Raw genomic sequence first — 18,726 nt, forward strand, 5'->3', positions numbered from 1 at the left:
GACCTGGCCCAGGGAAAGGCCGCGGCACGGAGACATCCGTCGAGCGACGACCAAGCGGCTGGAGCCGCTTCGGGGCCGGGGCCGCAGGCGTGACGCCACCCGCGGTTTCAGCACCGGTCGATCGCGCCCGCGCGTCGGCAGGCTCCGCCTTCGTTGCCGGCGTGCGGGGGTTTTCCCATGAAAACGCGTACCGACGCCGAGCACACGGCGAAAATGAAGAAGATCCAGGCCGCGCAGAACAAGAAGGTCGCGACAAAAACCGTCGAAAAGGGCCTGATCATCGTCCACACCGGCCCCGGCAAGGGCAAGACCTCGGCCGCGCTCGGCATGGCGGTCCGCGCGATCGGCCACGACATGAAGGTCGGCGTCGTGCAGTTCGTGAAGGGTGCGATGGCGACGGGCGAGAAAGCGGTGTTCGACCGCTTCCCCGACCTGATCGAATTCAAGCCGATGGGCGAAGGCTTCACCTGGGACACGCAGGATCGCACGCGCGACATCGCGGTGGCGCGCACGGCGTGGGACGAAGTGAAGCGGATGATCGCCGACCCAAGCTATGCGATGGTGATCGCCGATGAACTCAACATTGTGCTGCGCTATGATTATCTGCCGGTGGGTGAAGTGCTCGAGGCGATCGAGGGCAAACCGCATATGACGCATGTCATCATTACCGGGCGCAACGCGCCGCAGGACCTGATCGACGCGGCCGACCTCGTCACCGAAATGGCGCAGGTAAAGCATCCGTTCCGCGAGCAGAATGTAAAGGCACAGAAAGGGATCGAATTCTGATGCGCTGGCGCGCCCTTGCGGCGGCAGCTGCGCTTCTCGGCGGCGCGGGCCTGTTATGGGCTGCCTCCCCCACCCCGCCCGCGAAAGCGCCGGCCGTTCCGCAGCGCATCGTGTCGATCAACCTGTGCGCCGACCAGCTCGTGCTCGCGCTCGCCGACCGCAAACAGATTTACGGACTAACAAAAAATGCGACCGACCCCGAGATGTCAGGTGAGGCGGCGAAGGCGCGCGGGATACCGTTGCTCAGCAATTCGGCCGAGCAGATCCTTGCGATCGAACCCGACCTGATCATCGGCATGCCTGCAAGCCGCAGCGCGGCGCTGGCGGCGCTGCCGAAGCAGAACTACCCGCTGCTCGACCTCGCCACCGCGAGCACCCTCGACGAAATCTATACATCGATCCGCCAGACCGCCGTTGCTGTCGGCCACCCTGAACGCGGCACCACCCTGATCGCGCGGATGGAAGGCGAACTCGCGGGGCTACCCAGGCCGGGCAAGGGCCGGGTCGCGGCCTATTATCAGCGCCGCGGCTATATGACCGGCACCGGCACGCTGATCGACGAGCTGATGACGCGCGTTGGCCTCGTCAACCTCGCGAGCAAGCTCGGCAAGCCGCCGCTGTCACAGCTCAGCCTCGAGGAAATGGTCGCCGCCGAGCCCGACTTCCTGATCGTCGAGAGTGCGACCGACAAAGTGACCGACCAGGGGAGCGAGATGCTGCACCATCCAGCCTTGATGGACATTCCGCGCATCAGCGTTCCGCAGGCGTGGACGGTGTGCGGCAGCCCCGCCTACTCGCATGCGGCGCGCAGCATGGCAGCGCAAATCGCGAAGCTCGAAGGGAAAGGCGCATGAACCGCTTCGCCCTCCCCCGCTGGTCGCTGATCGCCGCTCTGGCGCTCCTCACGCTCGTGGCTGCGGTCGCGTCGCTGCTCTTCGGCGCGGTCGATCTGTCGGTCGCGCGATTGCTCGCCGCCGCGACGGGCGACGGCGACAAGGTCGCGTCGATCATCCTGTTCGACCTGCGCCTGCCGCGCACCATATTGGCGCTCGCAGTCGGCGCGATGCTGGGGCTCGCGGGGGCGGCATTGCAAGGCTATCTGCGCAACCCGCTCGCCGAACCCTCGGTGCTCGGCACGTCGAACGCCGCGGCGCTCGGCGGCGTGGCGGCGATCTATTTCGGGCTGGCCGACATCCACCCGATCGTGCTGCCGTTGCTCGCCACCGGCGGCGCGCTCCTCTCGCTCGCCTTGCTCTTCATCCTCTCGGGCAAGGCCGAAAGCCCGCTGACCTTGATCCTCGCGGGCATCGCCGTCGGGACGCTCGCGGTTGCGGGGACCAGCCTCGCGCTCAACCTGTCGCCCAATCCTTTTGCTGCGATGGAGATCATGACCTGGTTGCTCGGCAGCCTCGAGAACCGGTCGTTCGACCATGTGTGGATCGCGCTGCCGTGCATCGCGATCGGCACCGCGATGCTGCTGTGGAACGGGCGCGCGCTCGATGCGCTGACGCTTGGCGAGGATGCGGCGCAGGCATTGGGCACCGACCTTCGGAAAACGCGGTTGCGGCTGCTGATCGGCACCGCGATCGGGGTCGGCGGCGCGGTCGCGGTTTCGGGGGCGATCGGCTTTGTCGGGCTGATCGTGCCGCACCTGATCCGCCCGCTGACCGACCGCAGCCCGTCGGCGATCCTGCTGCCCTCGGCGATCGGCGGCGCGGCGCTGCTGACGCTCGCCGACCTGGGCGTGCGGATCATCCCGACGACGAACGAACTGAAGCTCGGCGTCGTTACTGCGTTTCTGGGAGTCCCCGTCTTCCTGATCCACCTGATGCGGGAGCGACGGCTATGGTGACCCTCTCCCTTGACCATGTCGGCGTGACGCTTGGCCGCCGAGCGGTGGTGCACGATGTCAGCGCCGAATTCGGCCCCGGCACGCTGACCGGCATCGTCGGGCCGAATGGCGCGGGCAAGTCGACGCTCGCCCGCGCGATTCTCGCGCTCGTCCCTGCCATCGGCCAGGTGCGCGTCGACGGCGTCGATGCAGCCGCGATGCCGCGCGCCGACCTCGCGCGGCGGATCGCCTATGTGCCGCAGGGGCAGACCTTGCACTGGCCGCTGACCGTCGAACGGCTCGTCGGGCTCGGCCGCCTCCCGCATCTCGCGCCGATGTCACGGATTTCGGACGCCGACACGGCCGCGATCGAGCGCGCGATGGAGCGTGCCGATGTGCTGGAATTGCGCGACCGGATCGCGACCGAATTGTCGGGCGGCGAACGGGCGCGCGTGCTGTTTGCGCGCGCGCTCGCCGTCGAGGCGCCGGCGCTGATCGCCGACGAACCGCTCGCGAGCCTCGACCCCGGGCACCAGATCGACGTGATGGACATGCTGCGCGCCGAGGCGGCGGGCGGCGCGCTGGTGATCGCGGTGCTCCACGATCTGACGCTCGCGGCGCGCTATTGCGATCGGCTGCTGCTGATCGATGGCGGGAGGATCATCGCCGACGGCACGCCCGCCGCGGTGCTGACCGCCACGCGCCTGCGTGCAGTGTATGGCATCGATGCGCGCGTCGAAACCGATGGCGAATGGCCGACGATCACATTGTTCGGGCGAGCGCGGTGACGGACGAGACGCTGTTCGCCGAGCAGGGTTATGCCGCCGTGCCGCTGTTGGAACCGGAGCTGGTCCGCGCGGCACAGGCCGACATTACCGAGCATATCGACCGCGTCTCTCGCGCGCTCTACCTGCCCTTCGAGCAAAGCTGCCCCGACGCGCCACCGAGCGAGCGGATCGACCGGGTCTATGCACACGAGCGCAGCGTCGCGAACTTGCTTCGCGTTGCGGTATGTACCGACGCACATCGCGGGCCAACGCTGCAGGCGCTGGCGAACGATCCAAGGTTGATCGAAACCGCCGAGCGGCTCGGTGGTCGCAAATTGTCGGACAAGATTGCGCGCGTCCGTGCCAGCATCGCCTGCTTTCCCGAGCATCGCCACGCCTGGCACAGCGACGTCGCGCGCGACGACGGCACCGGATGCGGCAAGGTCGTGGTGACGGCGTGGATCCCGCTGAGCGATGCCGGGCCGGAGTGCGGCGGGCTGGAGATTGCGGCGGGACGCCAGCCCGCACCGCTTGCGAGCGAGGGCGACGACGGGTTCGAAATCCCCGAATGGCGCCTTGCCGGTCTGCCGCGTGTTCAGCCTGAATGCCCGGCGGGGACGGCGCTGTTCCTCGATCGCTTTACGCCCCATAGGACCTTACCGGCGCGCGCGACGCGCTTCGCGCTCGTCGTATGGATGAAGGCGGGCTAGCCGCTGCCGCCGCTGCGGCAAAAGCCGACGACATAGTCGATGATCATCCGGTCGCGCTGCGCCGACGGCGGGCCGAGCACCCCCTGCGCGTGCGGCGGCAGATGGTCGACTGCGTGCACGGCGCCCTCGCCGAAAACATAATGGTCGAACCAGGTTCGCCACGCTTTGCGCTCGCTGTCGGGAAGCTCGCGGATCGAGTGCATAGCAAGCATCAGCGCCGCGAACGGAAAGCGGTCCTGCCGCTGGCCGAACCAGTAATTGACGAGCACATTGAGCGCGCCGTCGCTGCGCACATGGTGCCACCACATCGGCGGCATATAGATGGCATCGCCGGGTGCGAGGTCGGCGACCCGCTTGCGGCGCTCGGCCTCGCCATAAAGCGGGTAGCGCGCGTGGTCGGGATGGTCGGGGTCGACCATGCTCGTCGGCTGCCCCGCGATCGTGCGCTCGACCGGGCCGACATAGAGGTTCGCGATCTGATCGGGCGGGAACAGGGTGAAGCGCCGCCGCCCCGCAACGACGACCGCGATGTTTGCCGCCATGTCGTAATGCGGCGCGATGCGGCTGTTGTTGCCGACCCAGATGCGCGGGTCGACGCCGGTGTCGACCGGCAGCGGATTTTCACCGGCGAAGCTCGCGACGCTGTCGGGCGTCGGCGTCGATCCGGCGTAGAGGCTGGGCGCGTCGGCGGTATCGCGCAGCGCGATCAGCCGTTCGACGAGGGTCGCCATCGGCATTTTTTCGCTGCGGAAATTCACTCCGCGCATATCGTCGGAATAGAAATAACGTCCGCCAGTCTCGGGCGGCCCGACAAGGACGGTCAGCGGCTTGCCGTTGTCGCGCGCGGCGAGATAGGCGGCGATCGCCTCGTCGCCCTCACGCGCGGCGGCCACCGCGGGCCAGTCTGCCGCGATGCCGCGGATGATGACGGGGCGATCGGCCGCCTCGACCGCGCGTGCGATCGCGACGGCATCTTTGCCGGCGATTTCCTCCAATGCCCCGTTCACGCGACCTCCCTGCCCCTTACCGGGCAGGTTCGACCCGAACCGTCCGGCTGGCGCGCTTGCCATCGGCGGAACGGCTGCGCAGCTCTGCCGCGCCGCTGACCGCCACCGGCCCGGCATGGCGCGTCCACGCGCCGCCCTCGATACGATATTCGATCGCCGTGCCGGGGAACATGCTGTTCGCCTCGAGCTTGCCGTTCACGATCCGCGCACCCGGCGGCGCGACGCGATAGGCGACGCCGATCTTTTCGAGCATCGGGAACTGCGCCGCGACGCGCCCGGCGAAATCCTGCCATCCGGCCTCGAGCTTCACGGCGTCGACGCGCTTGTCGCCCCATTCATAGCTGACGCCCGCCTGATAGGCCGGGGTCCAGGGCGCGGGTGCCCACGCGCGCTCGGCGAGCGCGAGCAAGCGCGGGAAGAGCATATAATCGACCTGCGCATCGGTACGGATCGTCTCACTCCACAATTGCGCCTGCAGCCCTGCGACGCGGTGGCCCGGCGCAAGAACAGGCTTGTCCTCGATCGCCTTCCCCTCGGCACGGATGTTGCGGATCGTCGCGGCGTTGGCGGGCAAATTGTCGGGCATGAAGCCGAAGACCTGATACGGGTCGACCGCGCGCGACGCCCAGTCGTAACCGCCCTCGTCGGGATGCGGCGCATAGGGCATGTCGAAATAGCCAAGGTCGGGGATCGACAGCACCGCGTCCCAGCCGCGGTTCATCTGGTCGTGCGCTTCGCGGATCGCGCCGGTGTGGAGCACGCCCCAGATGTTCGTCTGAACCTTCTTGGGCATCGCGGCGGTTTCGGTATGCCCCATGCCGTCGCTCCACCCGCCGGCTTTCAGCCCCTTGGCGGCGAGGCTTTTGCTCACGCGTTCGATGAAGCGCGGGGTGAGCTTGCCCGCATCGCCGCCATTTTCGGCGATCATCGCCTTGCACGCGGGCGACTCGATCCATGCACCCGCGGTCTCGTCGGCGCCGAGGTGGAAGGTCCTGAGCGGCGCGCCCGCCTGTTTGTGCATGGCGGCGAGCGCATCGACCACCGTGTCGACGAAACGATAGGTCGCGGGTAGGCAAACGTTGAGCGTGTTGTCGCTGTAATTCTGGATGCTGCGATATTCGGTCGTGTCGGCGGGGTCGATCAGACGGTATGCCTCGGCCTCCGCCTTTTTGCCCGCGGCGGTCAGGCGGGCGTGGCGGACCTCCATCGCCTTGATCGCGGCGCGGCTGTGGCCGGGCATGTCGATCGACGGGATGACCTCGATCTGCCGCGCCGCCGCCGCCTGTACGATCGCGATATAATCGGCGGCGGTGAGGTAGCCGTTGACGCCGCTCGTTCCGTCTGGGCCGGCGCCGAGCTGCGGCAGAATGCACGTCTGCTCGGACGGGTCGTGGCAGCGTTTCGAGCCGATCTCGGCGAGCTCGGGCAGCGCCGGGATCTCGATGCGCCAGCCTTCGTCTTCGGCGAGGTGGAGGTGCAGCTTGTTCAGCTTGTACGTCGCCATCGCCTCGACGAGCTTCAATATCTCGTCGCGGCTGTGGAAGTTGCGGCCAAGGTCGATGTGCAGACCGCGGAAGCCATATTCGGGAGCGTCCTCGATGTGGAGCGGGGCGAGCTTGCCCTTCTCGAACACCGCCTGCTGAGCGAGCGAGCGCAGCGCGTGGCTTGCGCCCGCGGCGTCGTGCGCGGTGATCGCGATGCCCGACGTTTCGACGTCGAGGATGTAGGATTCCGGCTTGGCCATCGCGGCGGGATCGACGCGGATCGTCAGCGGCAACGCGCCGTTTTCGGCGACGCCCAACGCCGCAAGCGCCGGCGCGACGACACTGCGGTCAACCCCGTTCAGCGTCAGCGCAAAACCGCTGGCGAGGTCAACCGGCTGCCCCTTGCCCTGCACCGCCTTCGCCGGCTTCGGCAGGATCACGACGCCCTGCGCCTCGGCCGCCAGTCGCGCGGCCTGCACATCGAAGGCACGTTCGGCGGTCAGCCAGCGCGTCTTGTCGGCGTCGCTCTTCGTCGCGAGCCGCGCCTCATCGGTCATCGGCGCGACGAAAGGCAAAGTTTCGAGGCCCGTATCACGATCGACCACAGCGCGCGTTGCCGCGATCGTCCGCGGCTTCAGCCCATCGGCGACGAGATAGGCGTTGGGCATGCCGAACGCCTTCGAAAAGTTCGATCCGACGCCCCACAGCTTGATCTCATGGCTGGCACCGGAGCGCAGCGTGACTCCGGGCTTCAGCATCAGCTGCTGCACGTCGCCGTTGATCAGCCGGTGCGTGAAGATGTCGCTTTCGACGAGCGGCAACCGGTTGACGAAGCTGAAGTAGAGCGAAAGCCCCTTCGTCGGCACGTCGGCCGGTAGCGTCTCGGGCAGGGTCAGCGTGATTGTCGACAGGAAGCAGCCATCGATTCCGGCGGGGCAGGCCGGGCGGTTGTCGACCATCGTGAGCCGGTAACCCAGCGTGTCGGCAAAGCGGTCGAGCGCAGCCTGTGACGGTGCCTCCGCCGCCAGTGCCTGCGGTGCGGCCAAGGCCACCATTGCCATCGCCGTCCAACCCACAGCTCGCATCCATTTTCTCCCGCTCGACAATTTGTATCTAATTTGTCATGCAGTCGCGGGCGGGTCAACGCCTTTCGGATTCGACGGAATTGAAGGGATAAATGGCAAAATGATACATAGGCACTCTTTTCGCTGCATCGCATCGATCCTGATTGGTTTTACATTGATATTGTCGACGGCCGTGACAGCCGCAGAGCAGCGGCGCCCCGTTGTGGTCGGCTATCTCGCGGCGTTCAAGGGGCTCGACCTGTCGATCGCGCGCACCGACCTGTCGGCCTTTACCCACTTCAACCTCTCCTTTGCCAACCCCGATGCCGAGGGGAAGTTCGTCCGCGACGCGCGGATGACGTGCATGGGCGACGAGACGGGTGCGAACCTGTCGGTCGACGCGCTGCGCAAGGCCGTTGCCAAGTTGCAAACGGGCGGCGCCAAGGTGCTGATCTCGACCGCCGGCGGCGTCATTCCCGGCTGTTCGGGCGACTGGAAGGCACTGCTCGCGCCCGAACGCCGCGCGGCCACGGTCGCCGCGCTCGTCGACCTTGCCGACACGCTGAACCTCGACGGCGTCGATGTCGATATCGAGGGACAGTTGCTGACCGAAATCGATCGCGCGGGCGACTACACGCCTTTCATCGCAGCGCTGTCCAAGACGATGAAGGCGCGCGGCAAGCTGCTCACCTGTGCAACCGCCTCCTACGAGGGCGGGATGATCCCGGTGGACTCGATCCCGTTTTTCGACCTCGTCAATGTCATGTCCTACGACGCGATCGGGCCGAACTGGGGCCCGGCGGGCGCCGAACATAGCAGCTATGCGATGGCGGAACGCGATCTCGACCTGTGGCTCGCGCGCGGCGTTGCACCCGACCGGCTCGTGCTGGGCGTCCCGTTTTACGGCTATGGGTTCGGAGGCGAAAAAGCGAATTGGTCCTATCGCGACCTCGCGGCGACACATGGCAAAGATGCGACCAATGCCGACGTCATCGGCAACCTGTGCGTCGGGTGTCGCTATATCACGCACAACGGCCCGGCGACGATCGAGCAGAAGTCGCGCCTCGCTGCGGTAAAGGCAGGCGGCGTGATGGTGTGGGAATTGTCGCAGGACACTCCCGGCCATGCGCTGACGAAGGCGATCCAACGCGGCCTTTCGCGCGAATAGTTCGCAGGAAGGATTGACGCGACGATACCAATGCAACACATGGGGCCGTGGTACTGGTCTTATTGGCCGAAGCGCCCCTCGTAACCGGATGGAGCAACGTCCTTGTCACTGATCGAACGCGTCGGCCCGCTCCAGAAGGACGATCCGACCCCGCTGTACCTGCAGCTGCAGAAGATATTGCGCGACGCGATCGAGGGGCAGCTGGTGAAGGCTGAAGAGGCGATCCCCACTGAGCGCGACCTCGCCGAGGAATTCGACGTGTCGCGTATCACGGTGCGCAAGGCAATCGACGGGCTGGTCGCCGACGGCATTGTGACGCGGCGCCGCGGCGCGGGAACCTTTGTCACCCGGCCGCGCGTCGAGAAAAGCTTTTCCAAGCTCACTTCCTTTTCGGAGGACATGGTGTCGCGCGGGCGCAAGCCGCACAGCAAATGGGTGAGCAAGACCGCGGGCGCGGTGACGCCCGAGGAAGCGCTGTCGCTCGGCCTGTCGCCGGGCTCGCTCGTCTATCGCTTTCACCGCATCCGTTATGCCGACGACACGTCGATGGCGCTCGAATATGCGACGATCCCCGCTTACTGCCTGCCGTCGGTCGAGGCGGTCGGTGCGTCGCTGTATGAAGCGCTCGAGGCGGCTGGGCACCTCCCCGTCCGCGCGCTCCAGCGGCTACGCGCGGTCGCCTTTACCGCCGAGCAGGCCGAGGTTTTGGGAATCGAGACGGGCACGCCCGGCCTGTTTATCGAGCGGCGCGGCTTCCTGCCGGACGGGCGCACGGCCGAGTTCACGCAGAGCTATTATCGCGGCGACGCCTATGACGTCGTCGCCGAGCTAAACGGCTAGGCTCCGCAGGAATTCCACATGCGGTGGCAGCTCGGCAAGCTGCTCGGCAACCCTCCCGCGCAATGTAGCCAGACGCGAGGCCAATTCGTCGGTGGAAAGTCCATCCGCGATAGGATGCCAGCTTTGCGGCCGCACCCCCTGCCCCGTCAGCACGGCATGCCAGTTGGTCGGACCAAACAGGTCGCCGGGTTCGAACAATATATTGCCCGTGGCGCGGAAGGCTTCGATCCGCTCGGCCAAGCTATCGGGCATGCCCGCTGCGGCAACATCGCACCAGAATTGCGTGTCGTCACGCCCCGCCAGTGCATAATGCGCGATCACGAAATCGCGGATCACCTCATATTCGTGCAAAGCGTCGCGATTGAAACGCGCGACGACATTGGGATCGATCGCGTCGCGCGGCAGCAACGCAAGCAGGCGGATAATTGTCGTCTGGATGAGGTGGATCGAGGTGGATTCGAGTGGTTCGAGGAAACCGCCCGCGAGCCCGACCGCGACGCAGTTGCGGTTCCAGATCGCCTTGCGATGCCCCGCGGTGAAGCGCAGCCGGTTCGCGTCGGCGAGCGGCGCGCCGGGAAGCCGCGCGCGGAGCAGCGCCTCGGCCTCGTCATGGTCCAGATGCGCGCTCGAGTAGACATAGCCGTTGCCGTCGCGGTGCTGGAGCGGGATGCGCCATTGCCACCCCGCCTCACGCGCCGTCGAGCGCGTGAAGGGCGCAGGATCGCCGTCACCCTCGCAAGGCATCGCGACCGCGCTATCGCACGGCAGCCAGTGGCTCCATTCGGTGTAGCCGGTCTGGAGTGCGCCCTCGATCAGCAGGCCGCGAAAGCCCGAACAGTCGACGAACAAATCGCCCTCGATCGTGCGGCCGTCCCCCATCGCGAGGTCCGTGATGAACCCGTCTTCGGGGTCGAGCCGGACGTCGGCGACCTTGCCTTCGACCCGCACGACACCCTTGTCCTCGGCGTAGCCGCGCAGGAACCGCGCGTAGGCCGCGGCGTCGAAATGGACCGCGTGATGGACCGGGCCGTGGCGCGTCGCGGGCGCAAACCGGCCCGCGCGCGCGGCCATGGTTTCCAGATTATAGGGCGCCTGGTCGGAATCGCCGCCGGCCGCGATATGGCGCAGCCAATAATGGTGGAAATGGATGCCCGACATTTCGATACCGAAATAACCGAAGGGATGGAAATAGCGGTGCCCTTCGCCGCCCCAGCCCTCGAACTGGATGCCGAGCTTGATCGTGCCATGGGTCGCACGGAGGAATTCGGCCTGATCGATGCGCAGATAGCGATTGAATTCGTGGATCGGCGGCACCGTCGCTTCGCCGACACCGACGGTGCCGATCATTTCGGATTCGACGAGGGTGATCGTGTGCACCTGCGCCGACAACGCGCGGCCAAGCGCCGCCGCGGTCATCCAGCCCGCGCTGCCGCCGCCGACGATGACAATGCGCCGGACCGGACGCTGGCGCGCGCTCACCCGCGCATCCGCCGCAGCGCCTCGGCGTGGGTTTCCATTGCATGCACGTCGCTCGCGACGGCGCGGAGCTGGCACTGGAATTCAGTCATCAGCGCCTGATCTTCAACCAGCAGCGCCTGCGGGTCGAAGCTGCGCGGGACCACGCCGTGCCCCGCCATGACGAGCGCCCAGCTATCCTCGACATGCGCTTCGTGATTGAAGTGCGCGAACATGCCGCGCGCAGCGAACAGGTCGATCTTGGACGCGAGTTCGGCCGAGACCGGCGCGGCGCGCGCGGCGTCCCAGAAGGACTCGCCGGTCCGGGCGTTGAGACGGAAATGCTGCGCGGTAAAATCGGTGACGCCCGCCCGCGTGCCAGCGATTTCCTCATTATAGATGTCGGCCTCGGGCATCGCCGCACGGTCGATCGGCCAGAGCAGCACGAGCTGCGCGATGGCGAGCTGGAGCAGCAGCAGTTCGCCGCCATCGAGCGGCGGCGCGTCGCCCGCCGCGGGTCCGACCGCAATGACATTTCCGATCCACGGGCGCGGCCGGGCGGCGGCTTCTTGCGGTACGGGCGCGGTGGCTTCGATCGGGCGCCCGATGGCCGCCGCGAGCGCGGCAGGTGCATCGGCGTCGGACAGCAGCCGGCCGTCATAGGCAAACTCGACGGCCGTCCGGTCCGCCAGCGGGACCATCGCCAGCCATCCGGCGGAATGCGCGGCGACGCGGCCATAGAGCGGCAATGGATCGAAGGCAGGCGCCGAACCGCGGATGATGCGGTCGCAAAAGCCGGGGCCCGCCACAGCGCCATCGGGATCGAGTGCGGCGATCAGCGCACCCTCCGCGTCGATGAACAGGTCGGCGTCCAGTCGCTCGCCGCCGGCGAGGTCAATCCGTTCGAGGCGGCCGCCGTTCGTATGCACGGCGGCCGCAGCACCCGAAACGATGCAGATGTCGCCGCGCTCGCACGCCGCGCGGAGCAGCCGGGCATAGCCCGCGGCATCGAGGTGCCAGCCCTGCTTGACCGTCTGCCGTGTCGCGCCCTCGCGCTGCGAGCCCGTCCGCCCATGTTTGGCGGCGGCGGCGGCGAGGCAGAAATCCTCCAGCGCGACGCCGAGGCCCGCCTGCCGTGCGCGCGTCCAGTGCTGAACGAAGGGCAGCGACGCGAAGGCGCTGCCGGCGTCGCCATAGGCATGGAGGAAAGCGCCGTCGCCGCCCGACCAGCCGGCAAATTGCTGGCCCATATTGATCGTCGCAGCAGCACCGGCGACCAGCGTAGCGTCATCGATACCGAGCAGGCGATGGAAAGTCGCGAGGTCGGGCGGCGCGATCAGCGCGGCGTGGGGCGCCGGCGCCTCGCCGGTATCGACCCAGATGACGTCGGTTCCGAGGCGGGCAAAGGCGCGGCTGACGGCGAGCGCCGCCATCGCGGCCGCTATGCCGCCGCCATGGACGACGACCCGCTGCGCCGCGTTCGTCATGGCGCGGGCGCCGGGCAATAGCGGGCGATGAAATCGGCGTGCGACGGTACGGTCGCCGCGGCGTCGGCGATCGTTGCGGCGAGGTTCGACAGCCGTTCGTTCACCGTCGCCGCGGGCAGCGTATCGGCCAAGCGGTCGGCGGCGAGCGGCTCGATCCCCTGCCCCACGAACACCGCCTGCCAGCTTGGCGGGCCGAACAGCCCGTCGCGATAAGCCTGGATATAGCCGCGGTGGCGGAAACGCTCGATCTTGCCCGCGAGCGTGTCGGGGAGGTCGATCGTCGTCACACGCTCCCAGAGCGGCGCATCGGCTTCGTTTGCGATGTAGTGGAGGATCAGGAAATCGCGGATGCGATCATATTCGACGTCCATCACCCGATTGAGCTCGGCCGGCAGCGCGGGATCGATCGCGGGTTCGGACGGCATCAACGCCAGCATGTGCATGATCGCCATCTGGACGAGGTAGATGCTGGTGGACTCGAGTGGTTCGAGGAAACCGCCCGCGAGCCCCATTCCGATGCAGTTGGAGGCCCACGCCTTTTTGCGCTTGCCGGCCTTGAAGCGCAGCACGCGCGGATCGGCCAGCGCCTTTCCATCCAAGTTGGCGAGCAACGTTGCGGCGGCCTCGTCGTCCGAGATGTCGGCGCTCGAATAGACATAGCCGTTGCCGGTGCGGTGCTGGAGCGGGATGCGCCATTGCCAGCCCGCCTTGCGGCGCGTCGAGCGTGTGTAGGGGGTGAAGTCTTCCGAACGCACCGAAGGCACGGCCTGCGCGCTGTCGCACGGCAGCCAGTGCGACCAGTCCTCGAGATCAACCCCGAGGGTTTGCCCGAGCAGCAGCGAACGGAAACCCGAGCAATCGACGAAAAGATCGCCCGCGACACGCGCGCCCGAGGCAAGTTTCACCGCGGCGATGTCACCGCGTTCGCCATCCTGCTCGACCCCGACGATACGCCCCTCGACGCGCTCGATCCCGCGCGCTTCGGCGTAGCGCCGCAGGTAGCGGGCGTAGAGGAAGGCATCGAGGTGATAGGCGTAGGAAAAGGCATTGCGCACGTCGTTCGTATTGCCGCTGGGCAACATGAAGCGGTTCTGCAGCGCGGTGACGATCGGGAAGCAGTAATCGAACAGCGGCGCCGCGGTTCCGGCGCGCTGCGCGCGGATCCAGTAGCTGAAGAAATCGGCCTCGCCGATCGGGCGGCCAAAGGTGCCGAAGGGGTGGATATAGCGGTCGCCTTCGCGCCCCCAGTTGACGAACTCGATGCCGAGCTTGAAGCTCGCCTGCGTCGCTTGCATGAACTCGATCTCGTCGAGCCCGAGGAAATCGTTGAAATCCTTCATCTGCGGCAGCGTCGCTTCGCCGACGCCGACGGTTCCGATCTCTTCGGATTCGACGAGCCGGACGCGGAAGCGCCTGGGGTCGAGCTTCGCGGCGCACGCCGCGGCGCACATCCAGCCGGCGGTCCCGCCGCCGACGATCACCAGTTCGAATTTATCCCCCATATCGGGCCCAGCTTAGCGCGGGAGAAAGCAGGCGCCAGCCCCAAGTAGGAGCTGGCGCCGCTCCCCCTTATTCAGAAATTCAGGCGAACACCGAGCTGGTAGCGCCGGTCGTTCTTGAACCAGGCATTCGGCTTGAGCAGCCCGTCCGAGTCCACTTGCTGCATCAGGACCGTATCGGTGCCGAGCAGGTTTGTACCCTCCAGAACAAACTCGATATTCGCCGTCGCGCGCAAGCGGAGCGAGGCGTCGAGATAGCCCGTACTCTTCTGCCAGATCGGGAAGCCGACACAGCAGTCGATCGCGGTCACCAGATATTTGGAGCGCCAGTTATAGGCGACGCGCGCCGACACCGGCCCCTTTTCATACATGCCGACAAGATTGTAGCTATGCTCGGAGATCCCCTCCAGCGCGCCCGGCTTTACCGTCGAGCTTTCATAACTGATACCACCGCCCGCGGTGCCGCCCGCGGTTTCGTTGGTCAGGTTGACCGTATCGATCCCGTCGTTCTTCACATAGGTGTAGTTCGCCTGGACCCCGAAGCCGTCGAACGGCGCGGGCAGGAAATCGAAGAAGGTCTGGAACGCCGCCTCGAATCCATAGATGTTCGCGCCGTCGCCATTGACCGGACGGTTCAGGCGAACATCCTCCGTCACGCCATTGTTCGTGATCGACAGGTTGAACTGGCCCGCTTGGATATAGTCGTAGAATTTCTTGTAGAAGCCGGTGACCGTGACCGATGCAGCCGGCGCGATATAATATTCCAGGGTCAGGTCGAACTGGTCGGCGGTCATCGGCTTGAGGCCGGGATTGCCGGACGTGCCGGTATACTGCCAGTCATAGGCGATCGCCCGACCCTGCGCATCGCGCGTGACATTGGTGTCGGACGGGTCGTTGAGGTTGGGTGACAGCCGATTGATCGTCAGATAATTACGCAGCAGCCCGAAATCGGGGCGCGACATCGCCCGCGAATAGGCGAAGCGCGACACCAGCTTGTCGGTGAGGTCGAACTTGATGTTGAAGCTGGGCAGCGCATGGAAATGCTTGTTGTTGGACGTGCCTGCGACGATCCCGCCGTCGTTGAACGCGATCTCCGCTGCCGTCACGACGCAACCGGCGGTCGCAGTGGGGGGAGCGGGAGGCTCCGAGCGTGTACAGGTCAACTGATCGGCGGTGAACGGGTTCGCAAAGGTCGTTGCCCCCTGCGTCTTGTCCTGCGTCCATATCAGCCGGACGCCGACATTGCCCGAAATGCCGATGCCACCGATCGCCAGATTATCGCCGCCGAACTTCGCCATCACATAAGTCGCGAGCGTACGTTCGCTAACCTTGTGGATCTCGCTCGGCAGATAACAGCCGTAGTCGCCCTCGACCGTCTCTCCGGCACGATATCCCGCACCCGAACAGACCGGATAATAGTCGCCTACACCGATCGACGGCCGGCCCAGCGTGCTGGCAAGGTCGCCGCTGTTCACCAGCTTGTCCATGTTGAAAAACACGAACGAGTTCTGATTGGTCTGGCTACCGGCGAAGAAATTGCGGTCGAACGTATGGGTCTGGTAGCTGTTCGCGCCGTAGATCGGCTTGTCGACGTTGAAATAGGACGCCTGGGTGTTCGTCCAGTTGTTCGAGATGTTCGCCCAGTTATAGGCGCCCCAGCGCACCGTCTGGTCGCGGTCGGCATAGCGTGCGCCGACCTTGATCGCATCCAGCCAGCCCGAGTCCACGTCATATTCGACATCGGCGCGGAGCGCGACTTCCTTGCCGTCGCTGTCCTCGGTGTGATCGGTGACCGCGTAATAATGATAGTTGTTCGCGTTGACGAGACCGCCCGACGACAGGTTGATGTTGTTCGCGACCGTCGGCATGAATTCCAGCCGCGGATATTTTCCCGTCAGGTCGACGAAGGTGTTGGCATAGCTGCGCGCGGTCACCGACGCGTTATAGTTGCTGACGCTGGCATCGACATATTGCCCGTCGAGCGTCACGCGCAGCCGGTCGTTCACATCCCAGCGGAAATTAAGGCCAAAATCCTGCGTGATCTGCTTGTTGCGCAGCGCGTTGGCCTGCGTATCGACGTGCGGCGCCTTGCGCGCGCTGGGGCAGATATCGGTTTCCCAGGCATAGCATTTGTCAAAGAACGCCTCGCCATTCTCGTTGAGGCCGTAGCCGTCGTTGGAGCCCGGCGTTTCACCATGATAGCCGGTGGGCTGCGTCCACCAGCCGGACAGGAAATTGCCGTCATCGTCGAAGGTGAACCGATCCCTGACCGCCCCGGTCGCATAGCGATTGGCAGCCCCCGCCAGCGGGCTTACCTGCAACGCATCGCCATAGACGAAATCGCTCGGTTTGCCGTAGAGGTCGGGGATAAGCGCGGCGGACAGCACCGAATATTCGCGCCAGCTGTTGGTATATTGCGACCGGTTATACTGGCCGGTGAGCAGCATCGTGTCGTCGTTCGACCGCCACTGGAACGCCGCAGCCACGCCATAGCGTTTCCGGTCATATTCATTCTCGCGCAGGTAAATGCCGCCGGGGACATAGGTTTTGCCGGCATTGAGCGCCCCGTCGCCATCGGTGTCGAACGCCCCGTCGAAGATGCCCATGCGGTCGAACTGGACGCCCTGGCTCGCCGTGATGGCATGCGAATAGGCGCCGTTGAGCATCAGGCCGATCTCGCCGATTCCCGTCTGCCAGCGGTTGGAGATGATCCCCGAAATCTCGGGCGTCGATTTCTTCGCAATGTCACCATAGGTGTTCTTGATCGAGATCGAGATCAGCCGGCCGTCCTGGTCGAAGGGCACGCGCGTGCGCAGGTTGACCGTGCCGGCGATGCCGCCCTCGATCAGGTCGGCGGTCTGGTTCTTGTAGGTGTCGATGCCGCCGAGCAGTTCGGGCGAGATGTCCTGCCAGCTGAGTCCGCGCGAGCTGTTCGCGCTGAATGTGTCGCGACCGTTGAACTCCGAACGCACCTGATTGAGGCCGCGGACGATGACGCCCGACGGCTCGGCCGAAAAGTGCGAGGTATCGTCGGTGCCCGCGAAGCGGATCACCGTAATGCCGGGCACGCGCTGCAATGCCTCGGCGACCGACTTGTCGGGGAAGGAGCCGATATCCTCTGCGGTGATCGAATCGACCACCGTGCCGGCCGAGCGCTTACGGTTCTGCGCGGATTCCAGATTGGCACGGATACCGGTGACGACGATGTCTTCGGGATTGGCATCGTCGGCCGATACCGGCGTGGTGCTATCCTGCGCCGCGGCAGGCAGGGTGATCGCGCTCGCCAGTGCGGCGACGCAGATGCCCTGAAGCAGACCGTGGCGAATCCGATTTTTGGTGGCAGGCCCCTGAACCATTTTTATTTTCCCCCATCCCGACCGGTCCGATTGCCTTCCCACAATCTATATAAGACCAATTGCATCCTTGGACTATTACCAATAGACTACAAATCCAGCAGGCTGTCCATTGCAAATTTATGGCAGTGCAAAGATGTTGCCTGAGGGGGCGACGGCGACCGGGAGGCAAAAGCCATGCGATTGATTTCACTCGATGTGTTGCGCGGACTGACAGTCGCAGGGATGATATTGGTGAACTCTGCGGCGGCGATGAAATATGGCGCGGAGGCCGACGTCGCGCCGTTCCTCCTGCACGTCAGCTGGGATGGCCTCACGCTAGCGGACCTCGTTTTTCCGGGGTTTTTGACGATGGTCGGGATCGCCATCCCCTTTTCGATGCGCGATGCCAAACTCGATTCGGCGCAGCGCGCTCATATTTTCGGCCGCACCGGCCGCCTGCTCCTTCTCGGCTTCATTCTCAGCAATCTCTATTGGTTCACCATCTTCGCCTCGGGCGACTGGCGCCTGTTCGGGGTGCTGCAGCGAATCGGGCTGGTCTATTGCGCCTGTGCGCTGCTTTTCCTGCTCGCCGGGTCGCGAGCACGGATGATTATCGCCGCGGCGATTCTTGCACTTTACTGGCCGCTTGCGCTGCTTCCCCCACTCGATGGCGTTGCGACCGACATATGGGTGCGCGGGCATAATTTCATCGCGTCGGTTGACCGCCTTTTCCTCGGCAATCACCTCTATGTGAAGGGCCCAGAGGGCTATGATCCCGAGGGAATCCTCGGCACGCTGCCCGCGATCGCCCAGGGGTTGATCGGCGTCGCGATCGGCGAAATGCTGATTCGCTGCAAAGGTCCGGCAGGGCGGCAGCTCGCGATGATCGGCGCCGCGATGCTCGTTGCCGGCGGCGCGTGGAGCTTCGTCTTCCCGATCGTCAAGGACATCTGGTCGAGCAGCTTCGTCCTCGTCACCAGCGGGATTGCGATCCTCGCGCTCGCACTGCTGCATCATATTCTCGACCACGAAGAGCGGGCGCCGGGGATCGCTGCGACCGCGATGCTGGCATTCGGGGCCAACGCCATCGCCGCCTATACTTTGCACCAGGTCACAGCGGGCGCGGTGACGTGGGATCTGCTGTTGCTGCCGTTCCGCGCCTTGCGCGAGACGCTGGGTGATCCGGTCGCCTCTTTGCTGCCCATCCTTATCTATATGCTGCTGATTTGGGGCGCGATGGAATGGCTGCGCCGCAAGGGATGGATCATCAAAATCTGATCGCCGCAAACATAC

General features: G+C 65.6%; 14 protein-coding genes. 8 read left to right on the forward strand and 6 right to left on the reverse strand.

Annotation, left to right across the window (positions count from 1 at the left end; all coding sequences use genetic code 11):
• Positions 1-177: 177 nt before the first annotated feature.
• Genes cobO through ACREBX_RS09745 form a run of 5 tightly spaced genes read left to right on the forward strand, consistent with a single transcriptional unit; the run spans position 178 to position 4,094 of the window.
• Entirely contained in the window at positions 178-786 is a 609-nt protein-coding gene (gene cobO, locus ACREBX_RS09725) for a cob(I)yrinic acid a,c-diamide adenosyltransferase (RefSeq protein WP_431561543.1), read from the forward strand.
• On the forward strand, positions 786-1,640 hold the full coding sequence (locus ACREBX_RS09730; protein ID WP_431561544.1) for an ABC transporter substrate-binding protein: 855 nt from the start codon (positions 786-788) through the stop codon (positions 1,638-1,640). The genes cobO and ACREBX_RS09730 overlap by 1 nt, the downstream gene beginning before the upstream one ends.
• Positions 1,637-2,638 (forward strand): FecCD family ABC transporter permease, encoded by a 1,002-nt coding sequence (locus ACREBX_RS09735; RefSeq protein ID WP_431561545.1) that lies wholly within the window; start codon positions 1,637-1,639, stop codon positions 2,636-2,638. Before ACREBX_RS09730 ends, ACREBX_RS09735 begins: the two co-directional genes overlap by 4 nt.
• The gene (locus ACREBX_RS09740; RefSeq protein WP_431561546.1) at positions 2,632-3,405 is read left to right on the forward strand and encodes an ABC transporter ATP-binding protein; all 774 of its coding nucleotides are present in this window, start codon (positions 2,632-2,634) and stop codon (positions 3,403-3,405) included. The genes ACREBX_RS09735 and ACREBX_RS09740 overlap by 7 nt, the downstream gene beginning before the upstream one ends.
• The gene (locus ACREBX_RS09745) at positions 3,369-4,094 is read left to right on the forward strand and encodes a phytanoyl-CoA dioxygenase family protein (protein ID WP_431561547.1); all 726 of its coding nucleotides are present in this window, start codon (positions 3,369-3,371) and stop codon (positions 4,092-4,094) included. The genes ACREBX_RS09740 and ACREBX_RS09745 overlap by 37 nt, the downstream gene beginning before the upstream one ends.
• Here ACREBX_RS09745 and ACREBX_RS09750 read toward each other — a convergent pair.
• Together ACREBX_RS09750 and ACREBX_RS09755 are read right to left on the reverse strand one after the other, a co-directional pair.
• Positions 4,091-5,101, reverse strand: a complete 1,011-nt coding sequence (locus tag ACREBX_RS09750) for a cupin-like domain-containing protein (RefSeq protein WP_431561548.1) — start codon at positions 5,099-5,101, stop codon at positions 4,091-4,093. The genes ACREBX_RS09745 and ACREBX_RS09750 overlap by 4 nt on opposite strands.
• Positions 5,102-5,117: 16 nt before the next feature.
• Complete coding sequence (locus ACREBX_RS09755) at positions 5,118-7,640, reverse strand: family 20 glycosylhydrolase (protein WP_431561549.1); 2,523 nt, start codon at positions 7,638-7,640, stop codon at positions 5,118-5,120.
• Between the two features lie 202 nt (positions 7,641-7,842).
• Between ACREBX_RS09755 and ACREBX_RS09760 the strand changes: the two genes are divergently transcribed.
• Together ACREBX_RS09760 and ACREBX_RS09765 are read left to right on the forward strand one after the other, a co-directional pair.
• Positions 7,843-8,817 carry a glycosyl hydrolase family 18 protein gene (locus tag ACREBX_RS09760; RefSeq protein ID WP_431561550.1) on the forward strand — a complete coding sequence of 325 codons (975 nt, stop codon included), beginning with the start codon at positions 7,843-7,845 and terminating at the stop codon, positions 8,815-8,817.
• A 102-nt stretch (positions 8,818-8,919) separates the two neighbouring features.
• The gene (locus tag ACREBX_RS09765) at positions 8,920-9,657 is read left to right on the forward strand and encodes a GntR family transcriptional regulator (protein ID WP_431561551.1); all 738 of its coding nucleotides are present in this window, start codon (positions 8,920-8,922) and stop codon (positions 9,655-9,657) included.
• Here ACREBX_RS09765 and ACREBX_RS09770 read toward each other — a convergent pair.
• From ACREBX_RS09770 to ACREBX_RS09785, 4 genes are all read right to left on the reverse strand, one after another.
• Positions 9,646-11,136: a tryptophan halogenase family protein gene (locus ACREBX_RS09770; protein WP_431561552.1), complete on the reverse strand. Its 1,491-nt coding sequence runs from the start codon at positions 11,134-11,136 to the stop codon at positions 9,646-9,648. The two genes, ACREBX_RS09765 and ACREBX_RS09770, sit on opposite strands and share 12 nt — an antisense overlap.
• Positions 11,133-12,599, reverse strand: coding sequence for a tryptophan 7-halogenase (locus ACREBX_RS09775; RefSeq protein WP_431561553.1), 1,467 nt, complete (start codon positions 12,597-12,599; stop codon positions 11,133-11,135). The genes ACREBX_RS09770 and ACREBX_RS09775 overlap by 4 nt, the downstream gene beginning before the upstream one ends.
• Entirely contained in the window at positions 12,596-14,101 is a 1,506-nt protein-coding gene (locus ACREBX_RS09780) for a tryptophan halogenase family protein (RefSeq protein WP_431561554.1), read from the reverse strand. The genes ACREBX_RS09775 and ACREBX_RS09780 overlap by 4 nt, the downstream gene beginning before the upstream one ends.
• Positions 14,102-14,172: 71 nt before the next feature.
• Complete coding sequence (locus ACREBX_RS09785) at positions 14,173-17,454, reverse strand: TonB-dependent receptor (RefSeq protein WP_431561555.1); 3,282 nt, start codon at positions 17,452-17,454, stop codon at positions 14,173-14,175.
• 174 nt (positions 17,455-17,628) lie between these two features.
• Between ACREBX_RS09785 and ACREBX_RS09790 the strand changes: the two genes are divergently transcribed.
• On the forward strand, positions 17,629-18,711 hold the full coding sequence (locus tag ACREBX_RS09790; RefSeq protein WP_431561556.1) for an acyltransferase family protein: 1,083 nt from the start codon (positions 17,629-17,631) through the stop codon (positions 18,709-18,711).
• The last annotated feature ends 15 nt before the right edge of the window (positions 18,712-18,726 follow it).

Source organism: Sphingopyxis sp., from assembly GCF_050725655.1.
Classification (GTDB): Bacteria; Pseudomonadota; Alphaproteobacteria; order Sphingomonadales; family Sphingomonadaceae; genus Sphingopyxis.

Bases quoted from the DNA above. Each gene is read 5' to 3' on its own strand.
- cobO (WP_431561543.1), top strand. From the start codon at position 178: ATGAAAACGCGTACCGACGCCGAGCACACGGCGAAAATGAAGAAGATC.
- ACREBX_RS09730 (WP_431561544.1), top strand. From the start codon at position 786: ATGCGCTGGCGCGCCCTTGCGGCGGCAGCTGCGCTTCTCGGCGGCGCG.
- ACREBX_RS09735 (WP_431561545.1), top strand. From the start codon at position 1,637: ATGAACCGCTTCGCCCTCCCCCGCTGGTCGCTGATCGCCGCTCTGGCG.
- ACREBX_RS09740 (WP_431561546.1), top strand. From the start codon at position 2,632: ATGGTGACCCTCTCCCTTGACCATGTCGGCGTGACGCTTGGCCGCCGA.
- ACREBX_RS09745 (WP_431561547.1), top strand. From the start codon at position 3,369: ATGGCCGACGATCACATTGTTCGGGCGAGCGCGGTGACGGACGAGACG.
- ACREBX_RS09755 (WP_431561549.1), bottom strand. From the start codon at position 7,640: ATGGTGGCCTTGGCCGCACCGCAGGCACTGGCGGCGGAGGCACCGTCA.
- ACREBX_RS09775 (WP_431561553.1), bottom strand. From the start codon at position 12,599: ATGACGAACGCGGCGCAGCGGGTCGTCGTCCATGGCGGCGGCATAGCG.
- ACREBX_RS09780 (WP_431561554.1), bottom strand. From the start codon at position 14,101: ATGGGGGATAAATTCGAACTGGTGATCGTCGGCGGCGGGACCGCCGGC.
- ACREBX_RS09785 (WP_431561555.1), bottom strand. From the start codon at position 17,454: ATGGTTCAGGGGCCTGCCACCAAAAATCGGATTCGCCACGGTCTGCTT.
- ACREBX_RS09790 (WP_431561556.1), top strand. From the start codon at position 17,629: ATGCGATTGATTTCACTCGATGTGTTGCGCGGACTGACAGTCGCAGGG.